The sequence below is a fragment of the Rhizobium sp. WCS2018Hpa-16 genome (assembly GCF_031843705.1).
In the GTDB taxonomy this organism is placed as follows: Bacteria; Pseudomonadota; Alphaproteobacteria; order Rhizobiales; family Rhizobiaceae; genus Agrobacterium; species Agrobacterium tumefaciens_C.
In genome coordinates, this window is record NZ_JAVTIX010000012.1 from 63,502 (window position 1) to 83,666 (window position 20,165).

A 20,165-nucleotide genomic window follows, 5' to 3' on the forward strand; every position below is an offset into this window, starting at 1 on the left:
CATTTCGTGATTGGGTTGAAGTTCAAGGTGGCCCAGCGATCTCTTCTGTCGATGGGCAGTTGGCAGCCCTTATGGCGCAGCATATTCATGAAGTTGACGGCACTACATCAAAATTCAAGTGGGTTCATTGGCGACATGGCATCAACTGAGGAAGCGGGCGAGACAACAGAGAAGACGGGTCTCCATGCATTTTCTGATCGCCCTGTCGCAATAGCGATTACGGCATCGCCTTATCCAACTAAACGGGTCTGCACCGTCCGTCTCCACAGAGCTGACCGAGTTCCTTCTGTCCTCATCCGATCCTTGCTTCTGGATAAGTCGGGTAAGGGTGTCTTTTATGGGTGGATGCCCGTAGGACTGGAGGCCATATCTGTCGAGATAAAATCTTTGCCGCGCGAAATGGGTCCAAAATTCTCGGTCCGCGCTTTAAGCCTTGTGGAAATGATAGCGCGGATCTTCGTTCATGACCCGAAGTCAACGCTACAACTTCTTCGCCTGCTGGCAGTTTCCAACATAAGAGGCGCCCAGTTTCGAGCTGTGCGCTCATGCGATGGCCTCAATGAGCCAAAGTATGAAGACTGGCGCGAAATTTACAGGAAGCCTCTTTTTTTACCACAGCACAATCCAAATCCCCCTGACACCGAGGTTTTGATATCGGTTGTCGGCGATCCTTCTTTAGCAGCAGTCACCACAAGTGCGTTGAGTTCACAAAGCTATCCCGATTTGAGAAAGATTGCGATCTCTCAGCTGGAGGTTAATCGAGACCTGCGGTCTTCAGAGAAAATATGGATCCGTCTGCCCGCAGGTTTCAGTCTTGATGATGATGCGGTAGAGCATCTTATCCGCCCTATGATAGAGAATCCTGACATCGTCGGTGTGTATTGCGACGAGGACATGATTGGCAAGAATGGCAGGCTGACTGCGCCGTTTTTCAAACCTGCATGGAACCCTCCTTTGGCAAGATCAGGCTGGCTTGCGCCAGACGGAGCAGCCATTCGTCTATCCAGTCTCTCCAAGATCGAAAATCTAGAGAGTGCATCAGCAGGTGAGTTGTTACTGGCCGCAGCGCGCAATGGCGAGATTGCCCATGTCCCCGTCCCGTTGCTGCACCGGCCAACAAAACGGCCACGTCCTGTTTTGGAGAAGCCCCGCTCAGGCTCAGGGCCATTACGGGTGAGTGTCATCATTCCGACACGCGACCGAGCAGATTTGCTTTCGGTATGCCTCGAAGGATTGCTTGCAAAAACCGTTTGTGATGAGCTTGACATTATTGTCATCGACAATGACAGCCGAGAGCAAGCAACGTTTGACTTATTTTCTCAATACGAAAGCCGCGTAAACAGAGTCGCTATGCCGGGCGTGTTCAACTTCGCCAAGGCATGCAATCTGGGCGTACTCCATGCCCGACATGATATAATCCTGCTACTCAACAATGACGTTGATCCTCTACACCCTGAATGGCTGCAACGCATGGCAATTGAGATGGAGGACGGCGTAGTCGGCGCATGCGGTCCTCTCCTCTTGTTTCCGGATGGTTTTACTCAACATGCGGGGGTGACACTCGGCGCTGGTTCAGTCGCGCGTCACAGTTTCCACTTCCGCCATCCCAAAGCAGGTGAAGATCAACAATTGATATCGCAGAGGCGTGAAGTCAGTGCGGTGACGGCAGCCTGCCTGCTTACCCGCAAGGCGTTGTGGAATGACGTGGGGGGTATGAATGAAGAAAATCTGGCAGTGGCATTCAACGATGTCGATTACTGCCTCAAGTTACGCGATAATGGCAATAAGATCATATGGACGCCCCACGCCCGACTTACCCACCTCGAATCCGTATCGCGAAAATCTGACGACACGGCGGAGAAATTAAGCCGCTTTGCAAAAGAAGAAAAATACATGCATGAGCGCTGGGGAAAGCTGCTGTTGAGCGATCCATATTACAATCCAAATCTCTCGCTTTCTGCAGGAGATTTTGTATTGGACGCGCTGCCGAGGGACGTGTCACCTCGTTTTGCAAATGCCCGTAAACGAGCAATCAAATGACAGAAACTGGATGGCTGCGTTCTTACCTGGCAGATCTTATGCCACAGCCGCGCCTGCGCCCCTATGCTGGCAATGCGCCGCGTAAGCCGGTCAAACGGGTCATCCTGTTTGGACGTCACCCCAACCCCACAGCAGATTACTATTTCTCAGCCCGCCTCTCAGCTGCATATGGGCCGAATTATCACACGGCAGATATCAGAAGCGCGAGCTTTGAAGAGATTGATCCAGAGGGTACATTCGTCATTGTATGCCGCTATGCATCCCCGCGCGTTCTTGAATGGATATCAAAACATAACGATAGATTGTCTGGTGTTGGTTTGTTTCTTGATGACAATATCCCGGCTGTTGTCACCGGGGACGACGCAAATCTAGGGTATCGCCTGTTTCTGTTCTATCGAGCACTTTTGCCACTTCATCGATTGAACCGCTATCTCGATATCGTCTGGGTCTCAACACCCAGGCTCGCATCGTCTCTTGCTCACGTCAATGCCATTGTTCTTCCCCCATCGCCACCAGAAACCCTCTGGAATACAACAAATCCCGATGATGAAAAAAAAGACGTGCTCATAGCCTACCACGCCACATCTGTGCACCATTCGGAGCATCTATTTCTGCGACCCATCATTGAGGATGTTTTAGCACAACGACCTCAGGCAAAATTCGAGGTATTCGCTGACAAAGGCGCCGCTCATATTTGGGGAGGCATCAATAGGGTTGTGGTTAGGAAACCCATGTCTTGGAGTGACTATCTTGATGATACAAGTCGGCGGCGAATTGACATCATGCTTGTTCCCTTGACGCCCTCTCTCGTCAATGATTGTCGATCTCCAACAAAAAGGATCGACGTCGCAAGATTGGGTGCGGCAGGAATCTTCTCTGCATCTGAGGCGTATGGATTTTCCACAACGGACGCCGAAATCGTCTTGCCATATGAACCGACCGTTTGGAAAGAGACGATAATCGCACTCACCGACAGACCTGATTTGCGGTTAAAAATGGCTGCAGCAACACGCGAACGTGTGAGAGCTATGAAGGTAACGTCGCTCTGGCAATCTTGAGCATCAATATGGACTTGGAGTGTTTTGAAAAAGCATCGAATACAGGTACAATAGTAGCGCGTTTCTACCGAACGTGGCTTTTAAGCTGCACGTATTGTGTCACGTCGCGCTTTATAACATTGCGGCCGTGAATACCTACTCCTGTCCGTCAGGAATGATCCACCAGAAAAGCTGAACGAGATCCCGCCACATCCTGACAGTATCTTCCCAAGCGGCGACCGCTTGTCCATACGCATAAATCGCCAATAGTGTGACCGCGAGCAGAACCAGCCAAGGCCAAATAGAACGCCCCCTCCTCTGTTTTTCCGTCTCAGTATCTTTGTGGCCATTTAATTGCAAATCTCATCTCCGATCGGTCCGCAGACCGCGAAGTTACCCTGCGCCCGAACACAGGGACAGAATTAAACTTCATAAGCAAAACGCTAAAGTATTTCGGGATCCGCGTTAATCGCTCGAAAATGACAGCTCGCCTGTATGCACCTTGATGCCTTCACTATTCCTGACGGCAACCTTGATACTCACATTGCGGCTGACCGGAATTTCGTCCTTGGCAATATCCGATAAAATCCTGCCAGCCTCATGTCGTACATGGTCTAGCGACTGCAACTCTTGTCCTTCGCTGTCACATTCCAGACCGTTACCGTTGGTTACGTCGAAATAATACCGGGCCATCGCTCCACCTATTCAATGGGTAATTGAACTCGCCCACGTCGGTATCGTTCCTATCGCATCTGCAGATGAACCTAAAAGGTCGTACGCACATCGCAGTCCAAGCGTGACTGACAAGGGCAAGGACTTTTGTTGACTCATTGCTGAGTCAGAACATAAAGAGAACGTCATTGATGCAGGCGCGGTTTTTCCCACCAACATTCGCCAGTGAGGTTTTGAAAATGGAGGTTGACAACTTGCGCCTGCAGAACAGATTAGCCGACATTGACGTGGCTGATTACATCCTGCTCTGCCACGACGGCGACGCCACGGCTGCGAGATCGAGGCGATGCAAGAAGAGATCGAGCGCCTGCAACACCTGCTGCGCCTGCCCGGTCGGGGCCAGGACACTTTACTTTAGACATGATAAGCAGATCGCCCGCACATGGCGGCAATGCTCCGCATGCGCTATGCTGAAATGGCCCAAACCACCTCCTCAAAAACTATGGTGCAGAAATTGACTGACCAAGATCTTAGTAAACCCAAACGCACGCAATCCAAGCCAGACTTCGATACATTGAAGTTGACTGTTACGAACCTTGAAGAAAAGCGGATGCGCGGAGACAGAGAGAAGACCAAGCTCCTCAAAGCGGCGAGAATAAAACAAAATGAAAGCGAATAGTCGTCCGCTTTAATGCGTCTTTAGCGCCCTGGATGCACACGTAACCAGAGCGCGAAATTTGTGTCGCACGCGCCACTTTTACAGATATCGCAAGTGGGGCAGCTTTCCAGCATCACGACTACGGCGCGAAAGCCTCAACGTGAGTAGGCGACATCTCTGATGGTGCCGCTAGTCAGTGCTTTTCATCGCGACAAGGCGACGCGGCTTACCCTCCTCAATGACTGCGACTTGTCTAGGGACAGGCTTGCCGCGAACTTTCGCTTCCAGTGCGAATGTCAGCAAATTCAGTTCAGCTTCCGTATTGCCCGGCAGGGGTTGGCGAAATCGCAACCGTCCACATCTAGCCTTGTGGCCGTTTCGTACATCATATGGAAAAAATATTTGGTCATTCCGCCTTCACAGACCCTCAATTCATGGGTGCCTAACCGCCGTGTTAGGCCTGGGTTCCTGAATGATCATATATTAGGCGTCCTTATATTAGGCTTAACTCTGCCGCCGAGGAGAATGTAGAGCTCATTCTTTGTACGGTATCGTACCGAAATGTAGACCGGCTTCAATATGGCGTCACGCCGCGTTAAGCAGGCCAGATGGCAGATGTGTTCGAACGAATCGAAGAAGTGCTTGGTGATGTGGTTGAGTTGTTCTCTTTGAACGACATCTGGAATGTGCGCGTAGTCGAAAATGGTTCCCTGCTGATGACTGCATTCCCTCATGAAGCCGACGCAATTACCTACGCAGAGGTGCAGATAAGGCGGCTTGGCCTGACGAATTTCATACGTCTTTGATAGGTGTCGCCGTTACTGAATTCGCTCTATAATTGGGCGCTAGCTGCCGCCAGTCCTTCGAACGAGGGCGAGCATCCCGTAAGTGCGATTTTAGTCTGCTCTTGTCCTCGAACTGCATCACTCGAGTGGTCTTGTATTGGACGATGGTAGCCCAATCTCGGATAGAACTACCAGACCATAAATCTTCAACCCTCAGCTTGACGAGGTCGCAAGCGCGGAGCTTGCTGTCGATGGTAAGGTTAAAGAGCGCGCCAGGTCCTACAGCCAAGCCTCCATCAGGCCGCAGGATCATACCACGTATTGTCGCTACCCGGCCTGAAGGAGACATTAAGATGCGGAACTGGTCGGCTTAGCATCCGATAATCGAAGCGATGCGTGTTACCACCTTTTTTGCACAACTTCTCTAAATGGAACAGCAGCGTAAAACCCTGCTGTAGGCCCATATGCGTGAATCGTGCTTTTCTCTCTACTCAGCAGGCCACGCATAAGCCCATGCCGCCGATGTCGTGCGGTGTATCGAGCAAGCAGTCGGATTGGACGCCGAAACCGTACGATCAATCAAGAAATCAGTCGACACCATACGGGAAAAAACCAAGGCATAGCGCGGGAGTGGCCAAGTAAAGGCACCTTGTCCACCCCAATCCGCAAACCGGCAACACTAGTGTCGTAGCGCAACCGGCGGAGTGTCACTCTCAAAATTGATTCCTCAATTATGATCGCGGCTGTGCATTTTTCTCCACATTGGCACGATCACAGTTCCCATGGCAGCCACGGCAACTGCACCAATGATGATGGCGAGCACAGCCTGCTGGACAGACGTCGCGAGCCAACCGACGAGGGATGGAGCCAGTGAAATGGCGGAAACGACAGCAGCTGAAACATCGTGAATGAGGTGTTCTGGACCAGCATAACCGAGCTGGGCAAACCCGTGAACCAGAATGCTGCCTCCGACCCAGAGCATCGCAGCGGTACCGACGGCTGCCAACACTTTCAGGAAGATCGGCATGCCATAGACGAGACCGCGACCGATGGTCTGTAGGACCGCCGACGAGGTCTTGGCCATTGCGATGCCGACGTCATCTGCCTTCACGATGAGCGCGACGACGCCATAAACAGCGAGTGTTATCAAAATACCGACAGCGGCGAGCACGAAGGCCTGCATATAGACACTGGACTGCGATACATCTGCAAGCGTCAGCGCCATGATTTCTGCTGAGAGGATGAAATCGGTGCGAACAGCTCCGCTGACCTTCTGGTTTTCAAGAACGACCGGATCAAGCTCTTCACCCAGAACCTGCTTTTCGTGACCGTGCGCAGCATGCGGAAAGAAAACCGCATAGAGCTTTTCGGCCCCTTCGTAGCAGAGGTAGACACCACCGACCATAAGCAGCGGCGTAATGATCCACGGCGCAAAAAAACCAAGAAGAAGCGCGGCCGGTAGAAGGAACAAGAGTTTGTTTTTCAACGAACCCAATGCGATGCGGGCGATGATGGGGAGCTCTCGGGCGGGACTGAGGCCAACCACATATCTCGGCGTGACGGCAGCATCATCGATGACGACGCCTGCTGCTTTACCAGTGGCTTTGACCGTTTGCGCCGCAACGTCGTCGAGTGACGCAGCAGCCAGCTTTGCGATTGCCGCAACATCATCGAGAAGCGCTATGAGACCTGTTGCCATGAAAGATGGAGCCTTTGTATTTTGAAATAAATGAACATGAACTCGCGTCTATCACGGAACGAAGACCGAGATCGCCTTTTCCCTGATATGAAACGTCACGGGTGTATTGGTCTTTAACTCGCCGTCGAGATTGACTGCACGCGGCTTGCTGGTGCGAATGGTGAGATGCTTGGTCGAGAACGACCGGACATCATTCCAGTCGCCCTGCGTACCCTTGCGCAAGCTTGGCAAAAGCGCCAGCAGCCTCCACCAATGGTCAACCTCGAGACTGTAGAAATCCAGCATGCCGTCTGTTGCCGTGGCATCTGAATGCACGGTCATACCACCACCGTAAAAGCGCCCATTACCGACCTCCACCTGTAAAGTTCGCAGTTCTTCGGTCTGACCGTCATGCTCGAGCGTCGCAGTGAAGACTCGTGAGCTGGCGAGCAACCGGGAAGCGACGAGTGCGTAGCCGAGCTTACCCCAACGTTTTTTGGCTTTTTCGGTCAGCGACATTGCCAGATCGGCACTGAAACCGACACTCGCCACATTGAAGAATGGATGTCCGTTCGCTTCGCCTAGGTCGATTTCCGTCGTGTTGCCTTTGGCGATGACCTCCACAGCCTGGGCAAGATCCAAGGGGAGGCCGATGGTGCGTGCGAAATCATTTGCCGTTCCAAGCGGCAGAACACCCAAGGGAAGCCCTGATTTCAAAAGCCCGCGCGCCACCCCGTTCAGGCTGCCATCACCGCCGCCGACGATGACACGATCGACCAGGCCGATATGCTCTTCGATCGCCTGGTACGTCGTACCCGAATAATCAGCCGGCAGCTCGATGAAGCGGATTCCAGCTTGCTCCAGTAACCGGCGCGCTTCGGGCAGACTGTCTTTCCCTCTGCGGGAATTCGGGTTGATCAGCAACAAGGCTGCTTGTGACGTCATACTCTCGGTTTCTGCGCGCTTTTGCGAACGTTAGAAAGATAGCGAGTGGTCCGCTTTGAAAAAAATCGACCGCTTTTATATGTGCACTGCAGCATCCGTCGTCAACTGCGTGCTTGTGCACCACAGCCAGCATATCCAGTTGCAGGAAAAAGACGCAAGATTGGCGGCTTTCATGTCTCGATTTCTAGCTATTCCGGCTCTCAATCTGCCTTAGTTTCACGTAATTAGAACGGGAATGGAGCGCGCTCTGCTATACAGCGTCCACGCACTGGGCCTCTTTGGCCCGACATTATTCTGCTCAAAGCCGTAAACCTGTTCTTAGAGGGAACACGATGACAGTTGTCGCCTCCTACATATACCGTGCGGGCAAACGGGCGGAGGACGTTCCCTTGGACGATCAGCCTTTCGAAACAGACGGCAACGCATTTGCCTGGATCTGACTGACGGAACCCACAGCACAAGAGATGGCCAGCCTGAAGGTTATGTTCGGACTGCATCCGTTGGCTATCGAGGATGCCATGAAGGGAGGTCAAGTCCCGAAAGTCGAGATTTATGGCGACCGGCTTTTCGTTGTCACGAAAACTGCACATCTCGAGGGCGACAAGATTGCCTATGGCGAGACCTATGTTTTCCTTGGTCCAAACCACGTGGTCACTGTCAGACACGGTTCGGCCCGAGGGCACAAGGAGTTGCGGGAGCAACTCGAACAGTCACCGACGCTTCTGGAGCATGGCCCGGACTATGTACTTCACGGCATTTTTGATTTTGTTGTCGATGGCTACCTGCCGATGGTCGAGAAGCTGGAAGACAGGGTTCTCGAAATGGAGAAGCATATGTTGATCTCCTTTCTCGAACGCGGCCAGATCAGACGGCTTTTCCGTATGCGCCGCGAGGTTGTCCTTTTTCAGCGCGGTCTGGGGCCGATGTCAGAAATGATCGGCAGGATGACCCATCTTGAACTGCCGTGCATCCACGACAATGCAAGACCGTATTTTCGCGATGTCCACGACCACGTCAGACGGGTCGAGGGAATGGTGCCAGGCCTGCGCGAGGTGGTGACGTCCGTTTTCGAGGCCAGCAATCTGCTTGAAATGCAGCGTCAGGGCACGATTATCAGACAGCTGGCAGCGTGGGCTGCGATCCTGGCCGTCCCCACCGCCATCGCCGGGATCTATGGTATGAACTTCCAGCATATGCCCGAACTTGATACGCAGTACGGTTACTATGTCGTCCTGGCAGTCATCTTCTATCTGTGCGGCGTCTTATATTTCCAGTTCAGAAAATCTGGATGGCTATGATCCTCTGGCTTTCCAGAAGCGGCATCTCGACAGACAATGAATTCGCCGCACTCACAATTCGAGTTGCAAACCCTCCTCCCCTTGTGCAGGAACCGAACAGCAAATCAGCGCCTCGCCATCTGCGACCGCATAGCCAGGCTCGGAGAAATAACTGACGTCTCCCTTGACGATCTTCGTTCGGCAATCCCCGCAATTGCCAGCTCGGCAGCCATAAGGTGGGTTGAGGCCACTTTGCTCTGCAAGTTCCAGCAACGACCCGCCGTCCGGCTTCCATTGCGCCTGTTTTGAAGATTGCGTGAAGACGACAGGCGTCGGGACCGAAGCGGCAGGCTTGCGCGGTTTCGCCGATACGTCAACGGCGTGGTCGCGCTTAAGGCCGGAGGGGCCGAACGCCTCCGCATGGATGCGACCGTCTGCGATGTTCAGCCCGCGGAGCCCGTCATACATCGACTGCATGAAGGACGACGGTCCGCAGATGTAGAAGTCATAGTCGCCGAACGGCAACTGTGCCTTCAACAGCGTCATGTCGATGCGGCCGACTGCATCAAAAAGGCCGTCGCCATCGACATCGGGCGCACCGAGCACCTTGATGTCCCGAACGGTCCCTTCGCTACGCGCAACCAATTCGCCGATTTCGCGGTCGAATGCTCTTTCGGCAGAGGTGCGCGACGACCTGAACAACCAAACCTGCCGGCGATAGCGCGTTCTGTCACCTGTATGGACGACATGACGCAGCATCGACAGCAAGGGCGTAATGCCAATGCCAGCTGCAAGGAGCACAGCCGGACGGCTGCGTTCCATCGCATCGATTGTGAACGCTCCAGAAGGCGATAGAGCTTCGATCTCGTCGCCTTCCCGCATTTTATGCAGGAGTGTGGATGCCCGGCCTTCACGCTTTACACTCAGCCTGTAGAAGTCGTCCGATGGAGCACTTGATAGCGTATAGCTGCGGCGGATTGTGTCCGTCCCATCCGTGATGCTGATCGGAAGATGCTGGCCTGCCAGATGCGGGATGACAGCCTCGTCATCGACCGGCGCAAGGTGCAGCGAACGGATCGTCGAGCTTTCCGCGATGGTTCGCTCAACGCGGAAGCGTCTCCAGGTTTTTGCCTGGGCCGCGACCTTCAAGCGGCTTGCGGCCTCGCGCCAGTCTCCCGTCATCAAGCTGCTTGGCGACATGCCATCTTGAAGAAAGCTCCAGCGCAGCGGCAGTGCATCTTTGCGCAGCACCACCTTTTCCGGCATGACGCGCCAAAGACGCTCGGCGCCCTCGAAGGCAGCGATCTCGGGCGAATTCAGTATGATCTCGACGCTGCCAGCGATCTGCAACATGTCACCCGTCTCATGATCGACGAACAGTAGCCCGGCGCGCGGATTGACGGCGAAATTGCCAAGCGTGTTGAAGAACAGGTTGCCGTTGAAATCGGGCACAGTCAGGCCACCATCGGCATCGACACGAACGAAACCGCGTCGGCCACCACGATGGGAGACATCCACCTGCCGTCCTTCACCCTCTAGGTCCACATAGGACGCCACGAAGAAAGTGTCGGCGGCTTCGATAATGCCACGCTGATGTGCGTCGAGCCGATCTGAAACAATCACTTCGGAAGACTGTCGCGTTGCTGGATCGCGCACGAAGCTGAACTGACGATGCTGGATGTAGCGCGGACAGTTGCCGAAGCTCTGTCCGACGGCAACGGAAAAACTGTCGCTGCTGCTGCGCACGACCGTACCGTTCATTCGGTTGCGTCGACGCGTGATGAGATCGACGCCGACCAGACCGATCGGGTCGCCGTCGTTCATCCCGGCTTCGGCGGGATCAGCGGGATCGCTGGCGGCATCGATACGGAGTGTCTGGGCATCGGGAGCCTGCACAAAGCCCGGTCGTCCGCTACGGATCGTCGCCCATGGAATGCCATCGCCATCGACAGTTCCGATGACGATGAACGGCAGCATCGGATAGAACTCCCGATGCTGATCAAGCATGAACGTGCGCAAGACCTTACGCCCGACGGGGTCCATTTGTTCCAGGACACCGGCGTGGCGCTGTATCTGTAGTTCACCTGCATGCCAAGGTGACGATGGTGAGAGTTCTTCAACAGGCATTCGAACCTCCTATGGGAACGACGGCCGGGCCAGCACCCGGCCGCAAGGCGATGTCAGACTGCGAGGCCGATGGCCGTTTTCGGAAGAGCGACGAAACCGGGCAAAGCTTCGATCCGCGCCAGCCAGTGACGAACCTCTGGATACGGCGCCAGATCGACATTGCCCTCCGGCGCGCCAGCGATGTAACTGTAGAGCGCGACATCCGCGACGGTCGGTGTATTGCCGATGATGAAACGGTGATTTTCGAGTTCAGCATTGATGAGGCCGAGAATCCGGTGAGCGCGGGCAATCACTTCCTCGGCGCGGAAGTCTGCTCCGAATACCGTGATCAGGCGGGCCGCGCACGGGCCGTATGAAATTTCTCCAGCGGCCACGGAAAGCCACTTCTGTATCTTCGCGACAGAGGCGAGATCGTCGGGCAGCCAGTCTTTGCGGCCAAGCTTCGTGGCGACATAGACCAGGATAGCATTGGAATCGTTGACGACGATATCCTCATCGACAAGCACAGGCACTTGGCCGAACGGGTTGAGCTTCAGGAATTCCGGCGTCTTGTGCTCGCCATTCGCCAGATCGAGGTCGATGATCTCAGCCTTCACGTTCAGCAAAGAAAGGAAGAGACGAGCGCGATGCGCATGGCCCGAAAGCGGGAAGTGATAGAGTTTCATGGTTTTCTCCCTTGAGGTCCGGACACCTTCATCCGGTAACGTGAGAAACCTAGCGGGAACCATATTTTTAGAGTAGACGGTTATTTAGGTAACCACCCTCTCGTTTTATGGAAGGCAAAGATGGACCGTCTCGACGCCATGGGTGTTCTCTTGTCAGTGGTGGAACATGGTAGCCTTTCCGCTGCTTCGCGCGCATTGCACTCGCCACTACCGACGGTCAGCCGCAAGATCTCCGAGTTGGAGAGCTTTCTCGGCATTCGCCTGTTCACCCGCACCAGCCGCCGGATCCTGCTCACGGAGGCCGGAGAGAGTTATGTCGTTGCGGCTCGTGAAATTCTGGGGCGGGTGGAGGAAGCCGAACGCCGCGCTACCGGAGAATACGTCGCACCGAAGGGAGATCTGACGATGACGGCGCCAATCGTCTTTGGTCGCCTGCATGTCCTGCCGGTCGTCACGGATTTTCTGAAAGCCTTTCCGGACATCAACATCAAACTGATCATGAGCGACCGGCCGATCAGTCTCGCCGACGAACATATCGACGTCGCGCTGCGCATCAGCCGCCTTTCGGACAGCAGCCTGATCGCTATCCGCCTCGGCTTCACGCGCACCACCGTCTATGCCAATCCCGACTATCTGAAGCGGCATTCCCATCCGTCCCATCCAGACGAACTCAAGCAACATGATTGCATCGCGTTCGAAGGCGTGCTCTCGACACGGTTCTGGACGTTCCACGACGGCGCAAAAGATATCGCGGTGCCGATCCGGACGCGCCTTTCCGTCAACACGGCGGAAGCTGCGGTCGATGCTGCAGCGTCTGGTCTCGGCATGACGCGGGTCATGGCCTATCAAGCAAAGCCCGCAGTCGATGCCGGCTTGCTGGTGCCGCTACTGGAAGATTTCGAACAAGAGGCATCGCCTGTTCAACTCGTCCATCTATCGGACGGCTTGATGCCGCTTAAACTCAGGACGTTTCTGGACTTTGCGACGCCACGGCTGAGGGAACTGTTGAAATAGATAAATCATGTCTAAAAAGGATGGCTTAGCTGAAGGTCAGCGTGCACGACGTCGATTAAGCTGACGCATAAAGCGTTCTTTAACTCCGCTGGGTCGCTCGGGGTCTGCCATTTTGGATTCTGCAAATAGCTCTTCGTCGGCTGTTAAATCACGCATTGGCACATCTACCAGCCCACGACCATTCTTCCGGTTCAGAGTATTGATCGCCTGTATGACCGAGCCGTTTTTCTCGATTTCAAGGTTCAGGTCTTTATGGTCGCAGCCGAGGTGCTCGGCGATCAGCCCGTTGCGGTGCTCAATAATTTTGGCCGACAATATTTTTTGATCCAGGCGAGCTTCGATAACGATATCACATTCAGTATCGTATCCCATTGAGCGATTGTTGAGATTTGCGGAACCAATCTTGATCAGGCGATCGTCTGAAACCATGACTTTGGCGTGAACATAGATCGGAGTTCTTTTATCGTTGACCGGATACATCAACAGGAAACGTCCGTGGTGATCCGATTCCTGAACGAGCTTCATCAGGCGGATACGCGCAGAATCCATTGCTTTTGATTCCAGCCACCCTTCAGCTCCCTCCGGGTTGATCAGAATAATCTCGGGGCCGTTGGCTTCTTGCAGCCTCATCGCAATGGCTTCAGCAATCTTACGAGACGCGAAGTATTGGCTTTCAATGTAGAGGCATTTTTTTGTTGAGGCGATGATCGCAAGCTTAGCGGCCTCAATCTCAGATATCTGGGGCTGCTTATCGAATTCCGGTAGTGTCCGCGCAATGGCAACCGAGATGTGGCGAAAGTCGACCTCGAGTTCATCGGGCCATGGGTCGGACGAGACTGAGACAGGCTCTAATTTCTCTGCGGTCGCCAGTTCCCATCGTGTTCTGGCGAGTTGGCCGAGTGCAGCTGCGGCTTGGCCGGAGATACAGCTTGTCACGTCATGCCAGGGGCCTTGAGAAAACCCCAGCGGGGAGCGCCGGCGTTTGTCGTTTTCGAGGTGCTCTCGCGTATCCCAACGGCCAACCGTCATATCGATGCCGCCGCAAAACGCGACGCTGTCGTCGATAACAAGGAGTTTCATGTGGTGGGCTGATAGCGGTGGATGGGCGCTATCGAGTTTCAACTGCACCCGTTTAGAGAACAGCCACCGCAGAATGTAAAACGGCGTCTCACCCCTCGTGATCGAGTTGATAAGGCCCACGTCCCATTTGAGAATGCGCACGTCAAGATCATCGCGGCGTTTTGCCAACCAATTGAGGAAGTTGCCGAGTTTCTCCGGCGCTTCGTCTTCCGCTTCGCCAGGCACGAGATCGATACGGCTATCAAAATCCCAACCGACCATAAAGATCGATCGTTTTGCTTTGAGCATTGCATTGCGGGCATGCATAAAAAAAGCCGCGGCATCAACGACGACGGATACGCGATCCGCATCGGCAATCTTCCAGCAGGTTTCGCCTTCTACGAGTACAGACGTCATTACAGGCCTCATGTATCTTCTACAGCGCGGTATAGGCCGGAATGCTCCGTGGCAACAGCTTAATTTCTTACAGCAAGTTCCGTTTGACCACCTCTTGGTCCAACCCGCACACTATGGGATTTGCCGACGAACCGGCGTCCGCCGTAGCGGAAACGCTGTTGGCAATCGGTCGCTAAATTGAGGTAACAGTATAGCTGGTGATTGCGGACCCGCCATTGCTGGCCGGTGCGGTGAAGGCAACGTCGGCCTCACCATCGCCAGTCGTCGCGGTGCCAATCACTGGCGCGCCCGGCTTGCCTGCTGGAACGGCAAGAGTGTAAGTTGCGATGTTTGTCGCAAGGGCGGCATCGGTTGCCGCGATTGTGAAGCTGTCGTTCCTCACAGTCGATGCCGTACCGGAAAATGTGCCCGTCGTTGTATGTACCGCCAAGCCATCCGCCAGCGTACCGGAGACGAGCATATAGGTATAGGTTCCTGATCCACCCGAGGCCGTCACCGTCTGGCTAGGCGGTTCCAACCACGCCACCCGTCAATGCGCAAGCCGGACGAGCGATTGTGAACCCGGCATAGGCGTAGCCGTTTGCGAGGGTGGCTGACGTGATCAGGGTGGTGAGACATGCGATTATGAACCGGAGCACGGGTTCGTAGATCGTTCAATCCAAAACAGACAGAGCTTCTGCTCACACTAAGAAAACTCATATAAGTACAAAATCTACGGACTGCATTCCTGGTAATCCCCGCGCAATAAGGCGGCGACACTTGTCATCTTGATAACAACTGCCCGCCGCCCTCATAAATAGCGAGCCCCACAGATCGACCGTGAACGGAGCGTTATTCTATCTAAGACAGATCCTCAATACGCAACCATAACGCGTTCGCAATCTAGCAGCCCGCCGAGGTCGAGATCGGGAACGTGGCGGATCGTCCCGCCGCACAGGATTAGGTTAGTGCCGCGGTGCCAAACGGACGGCCTCTTATGTGCTCGAGGGTCACCGCGATGGACTCACGATCTCCCTTTCGTCTCTCGACAACGTTGCGAACAAAACTTGACGCTTTCCCAGTTCTTCTCCCACTTCTTTCGCCATGAAAACGGTCTTCCGCAAACCGGGCAAATCTTTGAAGGCAGGTTTGATTTATCGCGACGCTTCGGCATCCGTTATTCCAGAAAGTTTTCACTGATGAACCTAACCATGCCGGTTATGGCCAATTCAATCTGACGGTAGCGTTCGTGCGGTCAACTTGTGTCCGTCCGGATCTCGGAGATAGGCCACGAACGAGCCGTTCGGACGTTCAGACGGCGGCGTCTCAATCGATTCCCCCCCGTGGCTGGTCCCGGCGTCGTGCCATGCTTTCACATGCTCTTGACTGCTAGCAACTAGGCCGATCGTTCCGCCATTGGCGACGGTCGCTGGCTTCCCATCGATGGGCGTCGTGACCATAAGACGGCTGCCGTTATGAATGTAAACAAGTCTGCCTCGATCATCGATTGTGCCTGGCTTACCTCCTAGAGCAGTAAAGGTCGCATCGTAAAAGGCTTTCGACTGGTCGAGGTGGTTGCTGCCGATCATCACGTGGGTAAACATTGATCGTCTCCTGTCACCGGTTGCTTGCTAATAAGGCCGAGATTTAACAGCAAAGCGACGCCAAGTCTCGGAGCCATCATGTCGGAAGAACCCGAATCGACTTCACGAGAGTTCTGGTGCAGACATAATGGAATTATTTGACGATATTGGGTGTAACAGGATCAGCATGAAGACGATCGGGATACTCGGAGGCATGTCCGCCGCCTCCACGCAAATCTACTATCGTGAGCTTTGCCGGATGACGCGAGACCGTCTCGGAGGGCTTCATTCGCCTGAATTGCTCATCCGTTCGCTTGATTTCGCTACGATAGAGACCCTCCAAGCATCGGGAAGATGGGACGACGCAGGCGACATTCTGAGCCGGGAGGCGAAGGCCTTGGAGCGTGGCGGTGCAGATTTCATCATCCTTGCGACAAACACGATGCACAAGCTTGCGGATGCGATGATGCATGGCGTCTCTATTCCGATGCTGCATATTGCAGACGCGACCGCCTCGCGCATCAAGAAGCAGGATTTGCGAAGGCCTGGCCTCATTGCCACTGCATTCACAATGGAGCAATCATTCTATGTAGACCGGCTGAAAGCGGCGGGTCTTTCTCATCTCGTCCCGGATGCGTCCGACCGAGCCGAGACCCATCGGATTATCTACGAAGAGCTCTGCCGTAATGTCGTTACGGAGCAAAGCAGAACTGCTTATCGCGGAATTGCCGCGCGTCTCGTCGAGCGCGGCGCTGACTGCCTGATTCTTGGCTGTACCGAAGTCGGCATGTTGCTCAATCAAGATGTCGTGTCGGTGCCCGTGTTCGATACCACGCTGATTCATTGTGAGGCAGCGCTCACCATGGCGCTGGAGGATTAGCTTTTTCCTCTAACTCAATGAAAGTTCCGACTTTCCAACTTCAGCATATTGATGTGCAGATCTCGCACTTATCCCGAGCCGGATACTATGCCGAGCCCGTTCTCCAAAGTCCGAGATTTCCGGCAAACGCGCCTGGCAAACTCGGCATAATATCTCGCACTGAAAGGCAGGATTTGGCCCTAAGCAGACGTTACGTCACTCTCTTGACCATCGAACATTTCAACTCTATTCGTCATTTAAACATTTCCAGAATGGTTTAAATGATGGACGAGAAGAATGCACTCAGCGGGTTCGCCGCAATCGCTCAAGAGACACGCCTTAGGATCATCCGACTTCTTGTCACCGCAGGGGCGAATGGAATGGCAGCGGGTGCGATCACAGAGGCATTAGCAACTGCTTCTGCGCCACGGGTCTCCTTTCATCTCAACCATCTTGAGCATGCTGGTCTGATTGAAAGCCGCCGGGATGGCAGAAGCATCATCTACTCAGCGGTCTTTCCTGCACTGTCTGACCTTGTGGCCTTCCTGATGAAGGATTGCTGTTCCGGCCACTGTGAAGTCTGTGACCGGGCTATCGCTTTATTCGCCAAGTGCACTGGGCGACCGCAGAACGTTGCCGAACCAAACCAGCTCGTTTGTGAGTGAGATGCATGCATAATTTGCGAGAAACGCTGGAGAACCAGCAGATCAAAATCTATTTCGCGACTGTCGTCGCGGCAGGTCTTGTCGCTTACGCAATTCCGAGCGCAACGGTTTTGGAGGCTGCGATTAGCCCAGCGCTTGCCTTCATGCTTTTCGTTACCTTTCTTCAAGTTCCTATCGCGGAACTCGGGCGGGCATTCCTCCGTGTTCGTTTCCTTGGAACGTTGATGGCAGTAAATTTCGTGGCAATTCCTGTTCTGGTGCTTGGCCTAATCCAGTTCTTGCCGACCGACCCGATGATCCGCATCGGTGTGCTTCTGGTCTTGTTGACCCCGTGCATCGACTACGTGGTGACATTCTCTCACCTGGGGCGAGCTGACGCGAAGCTGCTGTTAGCGGCAACTCCTGCCTTGCTGATAGCGCAGATGGCACTGTTGCCTGTGTATCTCAGACTGTTTCTCGGTGATGACGCTCACGGACTGGTGCAAATGGGACCATTCGTTCATGCGTTCGTATGGCTGATTGCAGTTCCCCTGATTGGCGCAGGTGTTTTGCAACTGATCGCCGGGCGAAACGCATGCGCAGCGCGGCTGAGCGCCGGGCTTGGGCTCCTGCCCGTGCCAGCGACAGCACTTGTTCTATTTGTTGTCGTCGCTGGTGTCGTCCCGCAATTGGGTCTTGCTTTGGAAGGAGCGGTGCGGGCACTCCCGGTCTACCTAGCGTTCGCCGTCCTGGCTCCTGCCATCGCATGGTTCATTGCACGATTGAATCGTCTCGATATTCCAGCAGCACGCGCTATCGCTTTCAGTGCAGGGACACGCAATTCACTGGTGGTACTTCCACTTGCATTTGCCATCCCCAATGCGATGCCGCTTCTTCCGGCGATTATCGTCACGCAAACGCTTGTCGAGCTTGTCAGCGAGCTTCTCTACATTCGAGTTATAGGCCGACTAGGGGATCGAGCGGTCGCGGCCTGATGTCCCCTTGTGGCGCGAGGGAGACCATCGGCGAACGCCGATGGTCAGAAGTCTACAGCTCAATCTGCTCAGCGATTCTCAGAGCGTCATCCACCTCGACGCCAAGGTAGCGAACTGTGCTTTCGAGCTTCGTGTGACCGAGGAGAATTTGGACGGCTCGCAGGTTACCTGTCTTTTTGTAAATCTGCGCTGCTTTGGTTCGCCTCATGGAGTGGGTGCCATAGGCATTAGCGTCAAGCCCGATGGACGCGACCCATCGGTGGACAATCCGGGCATATTGCCTCGTGGACAAATGATGCGACATCTTCCGACGGCTTGGAAACAGATAGCTGCCGCCATTTCTCCGAACGAAGGGGAGCCATGCCACGAGCGCGATCTTGGTCTGCTCGGTGACCTCGAACTGGACGGGCCTCTTCGTTTTCTTTTAGATAATGGTGGCTCGCTCTCGGATCGAACTACCGGACCATAAGTCCTCAACCTTCAACTTGACGAGGTCACAAGCGCGAAGCTTGCTGTCGATGGCAAGGTTGAAGAGCGCCAGTTCCCGGATCGCGCCGCTCATCTCCAGTCGAACGCGGATCGACCATACGTTCTTCGGCTGTAGTGGGCGCTTCTGCCCCACCAGGATTCCCTTGTTCCATGGATATCGATTACGCAGTACGGCGGTGTCCATGCCAAAGCCTCCGCCACTCCTCCCACCGCGTCGCCTCCGTCAGGCAGTCGGACTATAGCACGCTTGTCGTTGTGTGGCCCAAAGTAGACAAAAGCGCGTTTATACTTCCGAATGACGTTACTCTGCGTGCGAGCTAGTAAATGGTGTTGAAGATGTTTGACTTGCCCTGCTCAGTAAACCGGCGATATAGTCGACGTCCTCATCGCCACATCTTAACCCGAGGTGGATACTCTTGCTGATGCCAGTGCTCCCTATCCGGACAGGTTGAACACCGATTTCCTCGGCGTCCAGGCGCACCAGCCAGTCTGGAATCGCGCTGACCCCGCGACCTGCCGCAACAAGCTGCAGCATCATCTCCGTTGTTTCGACTGCCCGATGGTGGCGAGGGCGACTGTTAGCAGGGACCAGGAAGTGGGTGAACACATCCAGACGTTCCGGCGGCACGGGATAGGTGAAAAGCGTCTCGTTCAGGAGGTCAGAAGGTTCGGCATAGTCCCTTAGAGCCAGTGGATGTGCGGTCGGCACGGCAAGGACCAGCTCGTAGTCGAAGACTGGCAGGTAGTTGATCCCCGATGCCTCGATCGGGTCTGGCGTGATCAGAATATCGATCTCGTATCCTGTGAGAGCCGCTACTCCACCGAAAGCGAATGAAGTGGTCAGCTCCAAGTCCACATCTGGCCAATCGACCAGATATGGCTTTGTGACGCCCATGAGCCATTGATGACAGGGATGGCATTCCATTCCGATTTTCAACGATCCTCGTTGTCCATAACGGTAATCGGAGAGAACATCTTCGGCCCTTTCAAGCTGAGGCAGGACGCGCTGCGCAAGCTCCACGATGTAACGCCCCGCCTCGGTGAGCCGAAGATTGCGGCCGTCCTTTTCCCAGACGGCGACGCCGTAACGTTCTTCGAGTTTTCGGATCGTGTGGCTGAGCGCCGACTGGGTCACATTCAACCGTTCAGCCGCCGCCGTCAGACTGCCAAGACGGTCGACTTCCCGCAAAATGGAAAGATGTTGTCTGTCCAGCATGTCAGCTTCTCCTCGTTTGCAGGTCC

18 protein-coding genes and 2 pseudogenes are annotated in these 20,165 nt (G+C 54.5%); 9 read left to right on the top strand and 11 right to left on the bottom strand.

The features are described 5' to 3' along the window. Positions 1-87 precede the first annotated feature (87 nt). Both RQI55_RS22960 and RQI55_RS22965 read left to right on the top strand, forming a co-directional pair. Entirely contained in the window at positions 88-2,040 is a 1,953-nt protein-coding gene (locus RQI55_RS22960) for a glycosyltransferase (protein ID WP_311273596.1), read from the top strand. Further along, positions 2,037-3,098 carry a hypothetical protein gene (locus tag RQI55_RS22965; protein WP_042620137.1) on the top strand — a complete coding sequence of 354 codons (1,062 nt, stop codon included), beginning with the start codon at positions 2,037-2,039 and terminating at the stop codon, positions 3,096-3,098. The genes RQI55_RS22960 and RQI55_RS22965 overlap by 4 nt, the downstream gene beginning before the upstream one ends. 444 nt (positions 3,099-3,542) lie before the next feature. Here RQI55_RS22965 and RQI55_RS22970 read toward each other — a convergent pair whose 3' ends face one another. Then, entirely contained in the window at positions 3,543-3,770 is a 228-nt protein-coding gene (locus RQI55_RS22970) for a DUF6894 family protein (protein WP_042620139.1), read from the bottom strand. Between the two features lie 421 nt (positions 3,771-4,191). Between RQI55_RS22970 and RQI55_RS22975 the strand changes: the two genes are divergently transcribed. Both RQI55_RS22975 and RQI55_RS22980 read left to right on the top strand, forming a co-directional pair. Continuing rightward, positions 4,192-4,428, top strand: coding sequence for a hypothetical protein (locus RQI55_RS22975; RefSeq protein ID WP_042620140.1), 237 nt, complete (start codon positions 4,192-4,194; stop codon positions 4,426-4,428). Positions 4,429-5,015: 587 nt separating this feature from the next. Beyond that, on the top strand, positions 5,016-5,213 hold the full coding sequence (locus RQI55_RS22980; RefSeq protein WP_311273597.1) for a hypothetical protein: 198 nt from the start codon (positions 5,016-5,018) through the stop codon (positions 5,211-5,213). Positions 5,214-5,919: 706 nt separating this feature from the next. On the opposite strand, the gene RQI55_RS22985 is transcribed toward RQI55_RS22980, so the two are convergent. Together RQI55_RS22985 and RQI55_RS22990 are read right to left on the bottom strand one after the other, a co-directional pair. Then, entirely contained in the window at positions 5,920-6,891 is a 972-nt protein-coding gene (locus tag RQI55_RS22985) for a DUF808 domain-containing protein (RefSeq protein ID WP_311273598.1), read from the bottom strand. 51 nt (positions 6,892-6,942) lie between these two features. Next, complete coding sequence (locus RQI55_RS22990; protein WP_311273599.1) at positions 6,943-7,815, bottom strand: lipid kinase; 873 nt, start codon at positions 7,813-7,815, stop codon at positions 6,943-6,945. 332 nt (positions 7,816-8,147) lie between these two features. Here RQI55_RS22990 and RQI55_RS22995 point away from each other — a divergent pair. Further along, a pseudogene (locus RQI55_RS22995) lies at positions 8,148-9,113 on the top strand (magnesium and cobalt transport protein CorA). Between the two features lie 51 nt (positions 9,114-9,164). Here the strand turns inward: RQI55_RS22995 and RQI55_RS23000 are convergent. Continuing rightward, entirely contained in the window at positions 9,165-11,219 is a 2,055-nt protein-coding gene (locus RQI55_RS23000) for a pyridoxamine 5'-phosphate oxidase family protein (protein WP_311273600.1), read from the bottom strand. Positions 11,220-11,272: 53 nt separating this feature from the next. Beyond that, on the bottom strand, positions 11,273-11,884 hold the full coding sequence (locus tag RQI55_RS23005) for a glutathione S-transferase family protein (protein ID WP_113469476.1): 612 nt from the start codon (positions 11,882-11,884) through the stop codon (positions 11,273-11,275). 120 nt (positions 11,885-12,004) lie between these two features. Here RQI55_RS23005 and RQI55_RS23010 point away from each other — a divergent pair, with 120 nt between their 5' ends. Beyond that, a complete protein-coding gene (locus tag RQI55_RS23010; protein WP_311273601.1) occupies positions 12,005-12,898 on the top strand; it encodes a LysR family transcriptional regulator in 894 nt (297 codons plus the stop codon). Positions 12,899-12,934: 36 nt separating this feature from the next. Here the strand turns inward: RQI55_RS23010 and RQI55_RS23015 are convergent, their stop codons facing one another. From RQI55_RS23015 to RQI55_RS23030, 4 genes are all read right to left on the bottom strand, one after another. Then, the gene (locus RQI55_RS23015; protein WP_311273602.1) at positions 12,935-14,374 is read right to left on the bottom strand and encodes a phospholipase D-like domain-containing protein; all 1,440 of its coding nucleotides are present in this window, start codon (positions 14,372-14,374) and stop codon (positions 12,935-12,937) included. 172 nt (positions 14,375-14,546) lie between these two features. After that, positions 14,547-14,891 (bottom strand): putative Ig domain-containing protein, encoded by a 345-nt coding sequence (locus tag RQI55_RS23020; protein ID WP_311273603.1) that lies wholly within the window; start codon positions 14,889-14,891, stop codon positions 14,547-14,549. Between the two features lie 486 nt (positions 14,892-15,377). Further along, positions 15,378-15,527: a DUF2256 domain-containing protein gene (locus RQI55_RS23025; protein ID WP_082250010.1), complete on the bottom strand. Its 150-nt coding sequence runs from the start codon at positions 15,525-15,527 to the stop codon at positions 15,378-15,380. 55 nt (positions 15,528-15,582) lie between these two features. Further along, complete coding sequence (locus RQI55_RS23030) at positions 15,583-15,957, bottom strand: VOC family protein (RefSeq protein WP_243258207.1); 375 nt, start codon at positions 15,955-15,957, stop codon at positions 15,583-15,585. 166 nt (positions 15,958-16,123) lie between these two features. Here RQI55_RS23030 and RQI55_RS23035 point away from each other — a divergent pair, with 166 nt between their 5' ends. From RQI55_RS23035 to RQI55_RS23045, 3 genes are all read left to right on the top strand, one after another. Beyond that, on the top strand, positions 16,124-16,816 hold the full coding sequence (locus RQI55_RS23035) for an aspartate/glutamate racemase family protein (protein WP_042620183.1): 693 nt from the start codon (positions 16,124-16,126) through the stop codon (positions 16,814-16,816). Positions 16,817-17,079: 263 nt separating this feature from the next. Next, complete coding sequence (locus tag RQI55_RS23040) at positions 17,080-17,460, top strand: metalloregulator ArsR/SmtB family transcription factor (protein ID WP_311273608.1); 381 nt, start codon at positions 17,080-17,082, stop codon at positions 17,458-17,460. Between the two features lie 5 nt (positions 17,461-17,465). After that, the gene (locus RQI55_RS23045) at positions 17,466-18,434 is read left to right on the top strand and encodes an arsenic resistance protein (protein ID WP_311273604.1); all 969 of its coding nucleotides are present in this window, start codon (positions 17,466-17,468) and stop codon (positions 18,432-18,434) included. A 52-nt stretch (positions 18,435-18,486) separates the two neighbouring features. On the opposite strand, the pseudogene RQI55_RS23050 reads toward RQI55_RS23045, so the two are convergent. Next, positions 18,487-19,107 (bottom strand): annotated as a pseudogene (locus RQI55_RS23050) (tyrosine-type recombinase/integrase). Between the two features lie 117 nt (positions 19,108-19,224). Continuing rightward, positions 19,225-20,139 carry a LysR family transcriptional regulator gene (locus RQI55_RS23055; RefSeq protein ID WP_042620154.1) on the bottom strand — a complete coding sequence of 305 codons (915 nt, stop codon included), beginning with the start codon at positions 20,137-20,139 and terminating at the stop codon, positions 19,225-19,227. Positions 20,140-20,165 lie beyond the last annotated feature (26 nt).

Coding starts and splice junctions, on each gene's coding strand:
- RQI55_RS23015 (WP_311273602.1), bottom strand. CDS start 14,374: ATGACGTCTGTACTCGTAGAAGGCGAAACCTGCTGGAAGATTGCCGAT.
- RQI55_RS22970 (WP_042620139.1), bottom strand. CDS start 3,770: ATGGCCCGGTATTATTTCGACGTAACCAACGGTAACGGTCTGGAATGT.
- RQI55_RS22960 (WP_311273596.1), top strand. CDS start 88: ATGAAGTTGACGGCACTACATCAAAATTCAAGTGGGTTCATTGGCGAC.
- RQI55_RS23010 (WP_311273601.1), top strand. CDS start 12,005: ATGGACCGTCTCGACGCCATGGGTGTTCTCTTGTCAGTGGTGGAACAT.
- RQI55_RS23025 (WP_082250010.1), bottom strand. CDS start 15,527: ATGCCGAAGCGTCGCGATAAATCAAACCTGCCTTCAAAGATTTGCCCG.
- RQI55_RS22980 (WP_311273597.1), top strand. CDS start 5,016: ATGGCAGATGTGTTCGAACGAATCGAAGAAGTGCTTGGTGATGTGGTT.
- RQI55_RS23040 (WP_311273608.1), top strand. CDS start 17,080: ATGGACGAGAAGAATGCACTCAGCGGGTTCGCCGCAATCGCTCAAGAG.
- RQI55_RS23055 (WP_042620154.1), bottom strand. CDS start 20,139: ATGCTGGACAGACAACATCTTTCCATTTTGCGGGAAGTCGACCGTCTT.
- RQI55_RS22985 (WP_311273598.1), bottom strand. CDS start 6,891: ATGGCAACAGGTCTCATAGCGCTTCTCGATGATGTTGCGGCAATCGCA.
- RQI55_RS22975 (WP_042620140.1), top strand. CDS start 4,192: ATGGCGGCAATGCTCCGCATGCGCTATGCTGAAATGGCCCAAACCACC.
- RQI55_RS23005 (WP_113469476.1), bottom strand. CDS start 11,884: ATGAAACTCTATCACTTCCCGCTTTCGGGCCATGCGCATCGCGCTCGT.
- RQI55_RS22965 (WP_042620137.1), top strand. CDS start 2,037: ATGACAGAAACTGGATGGCTGCGTTCTTACCTGGCAGATCTTATGCCA.
- RQI55_RS22990 (WP_311273599.1), bottom strand. CDS start 7,815: ATGACGTCACAAGCAGCCTTGTTGCTGATCAACCCGAATTCCCGCAGA.
- RQI55_RS23035 (WP_042620183.1), top strand. CDS start 16,124: ATGAAGACGATCGGGATACTCGGAGGCATGTCCGCCGCCTCCACGCAA.
- RQI55_RS23045 (WP_311273604.1), top strand. CDS start 17,466: ATGCATAATTTGCGAGAAACGCTGGAGAACCAGCAGATCAAAATCTAT.
- RQI55_RS23030 (WP_243258207.1), bottom strand. CDS start 15,957: ATGTTTACCCACGTGATGATCGGCAGCAACCACCTCGACCAGTCGAAA.
- RQI55_RS23000 (WP_311273600.1), bottom strand. CDS start 11,219: ATGCCTGTTGAAGAACTCTCACCATCGTCACCTTGGCATGCAGGTGAA.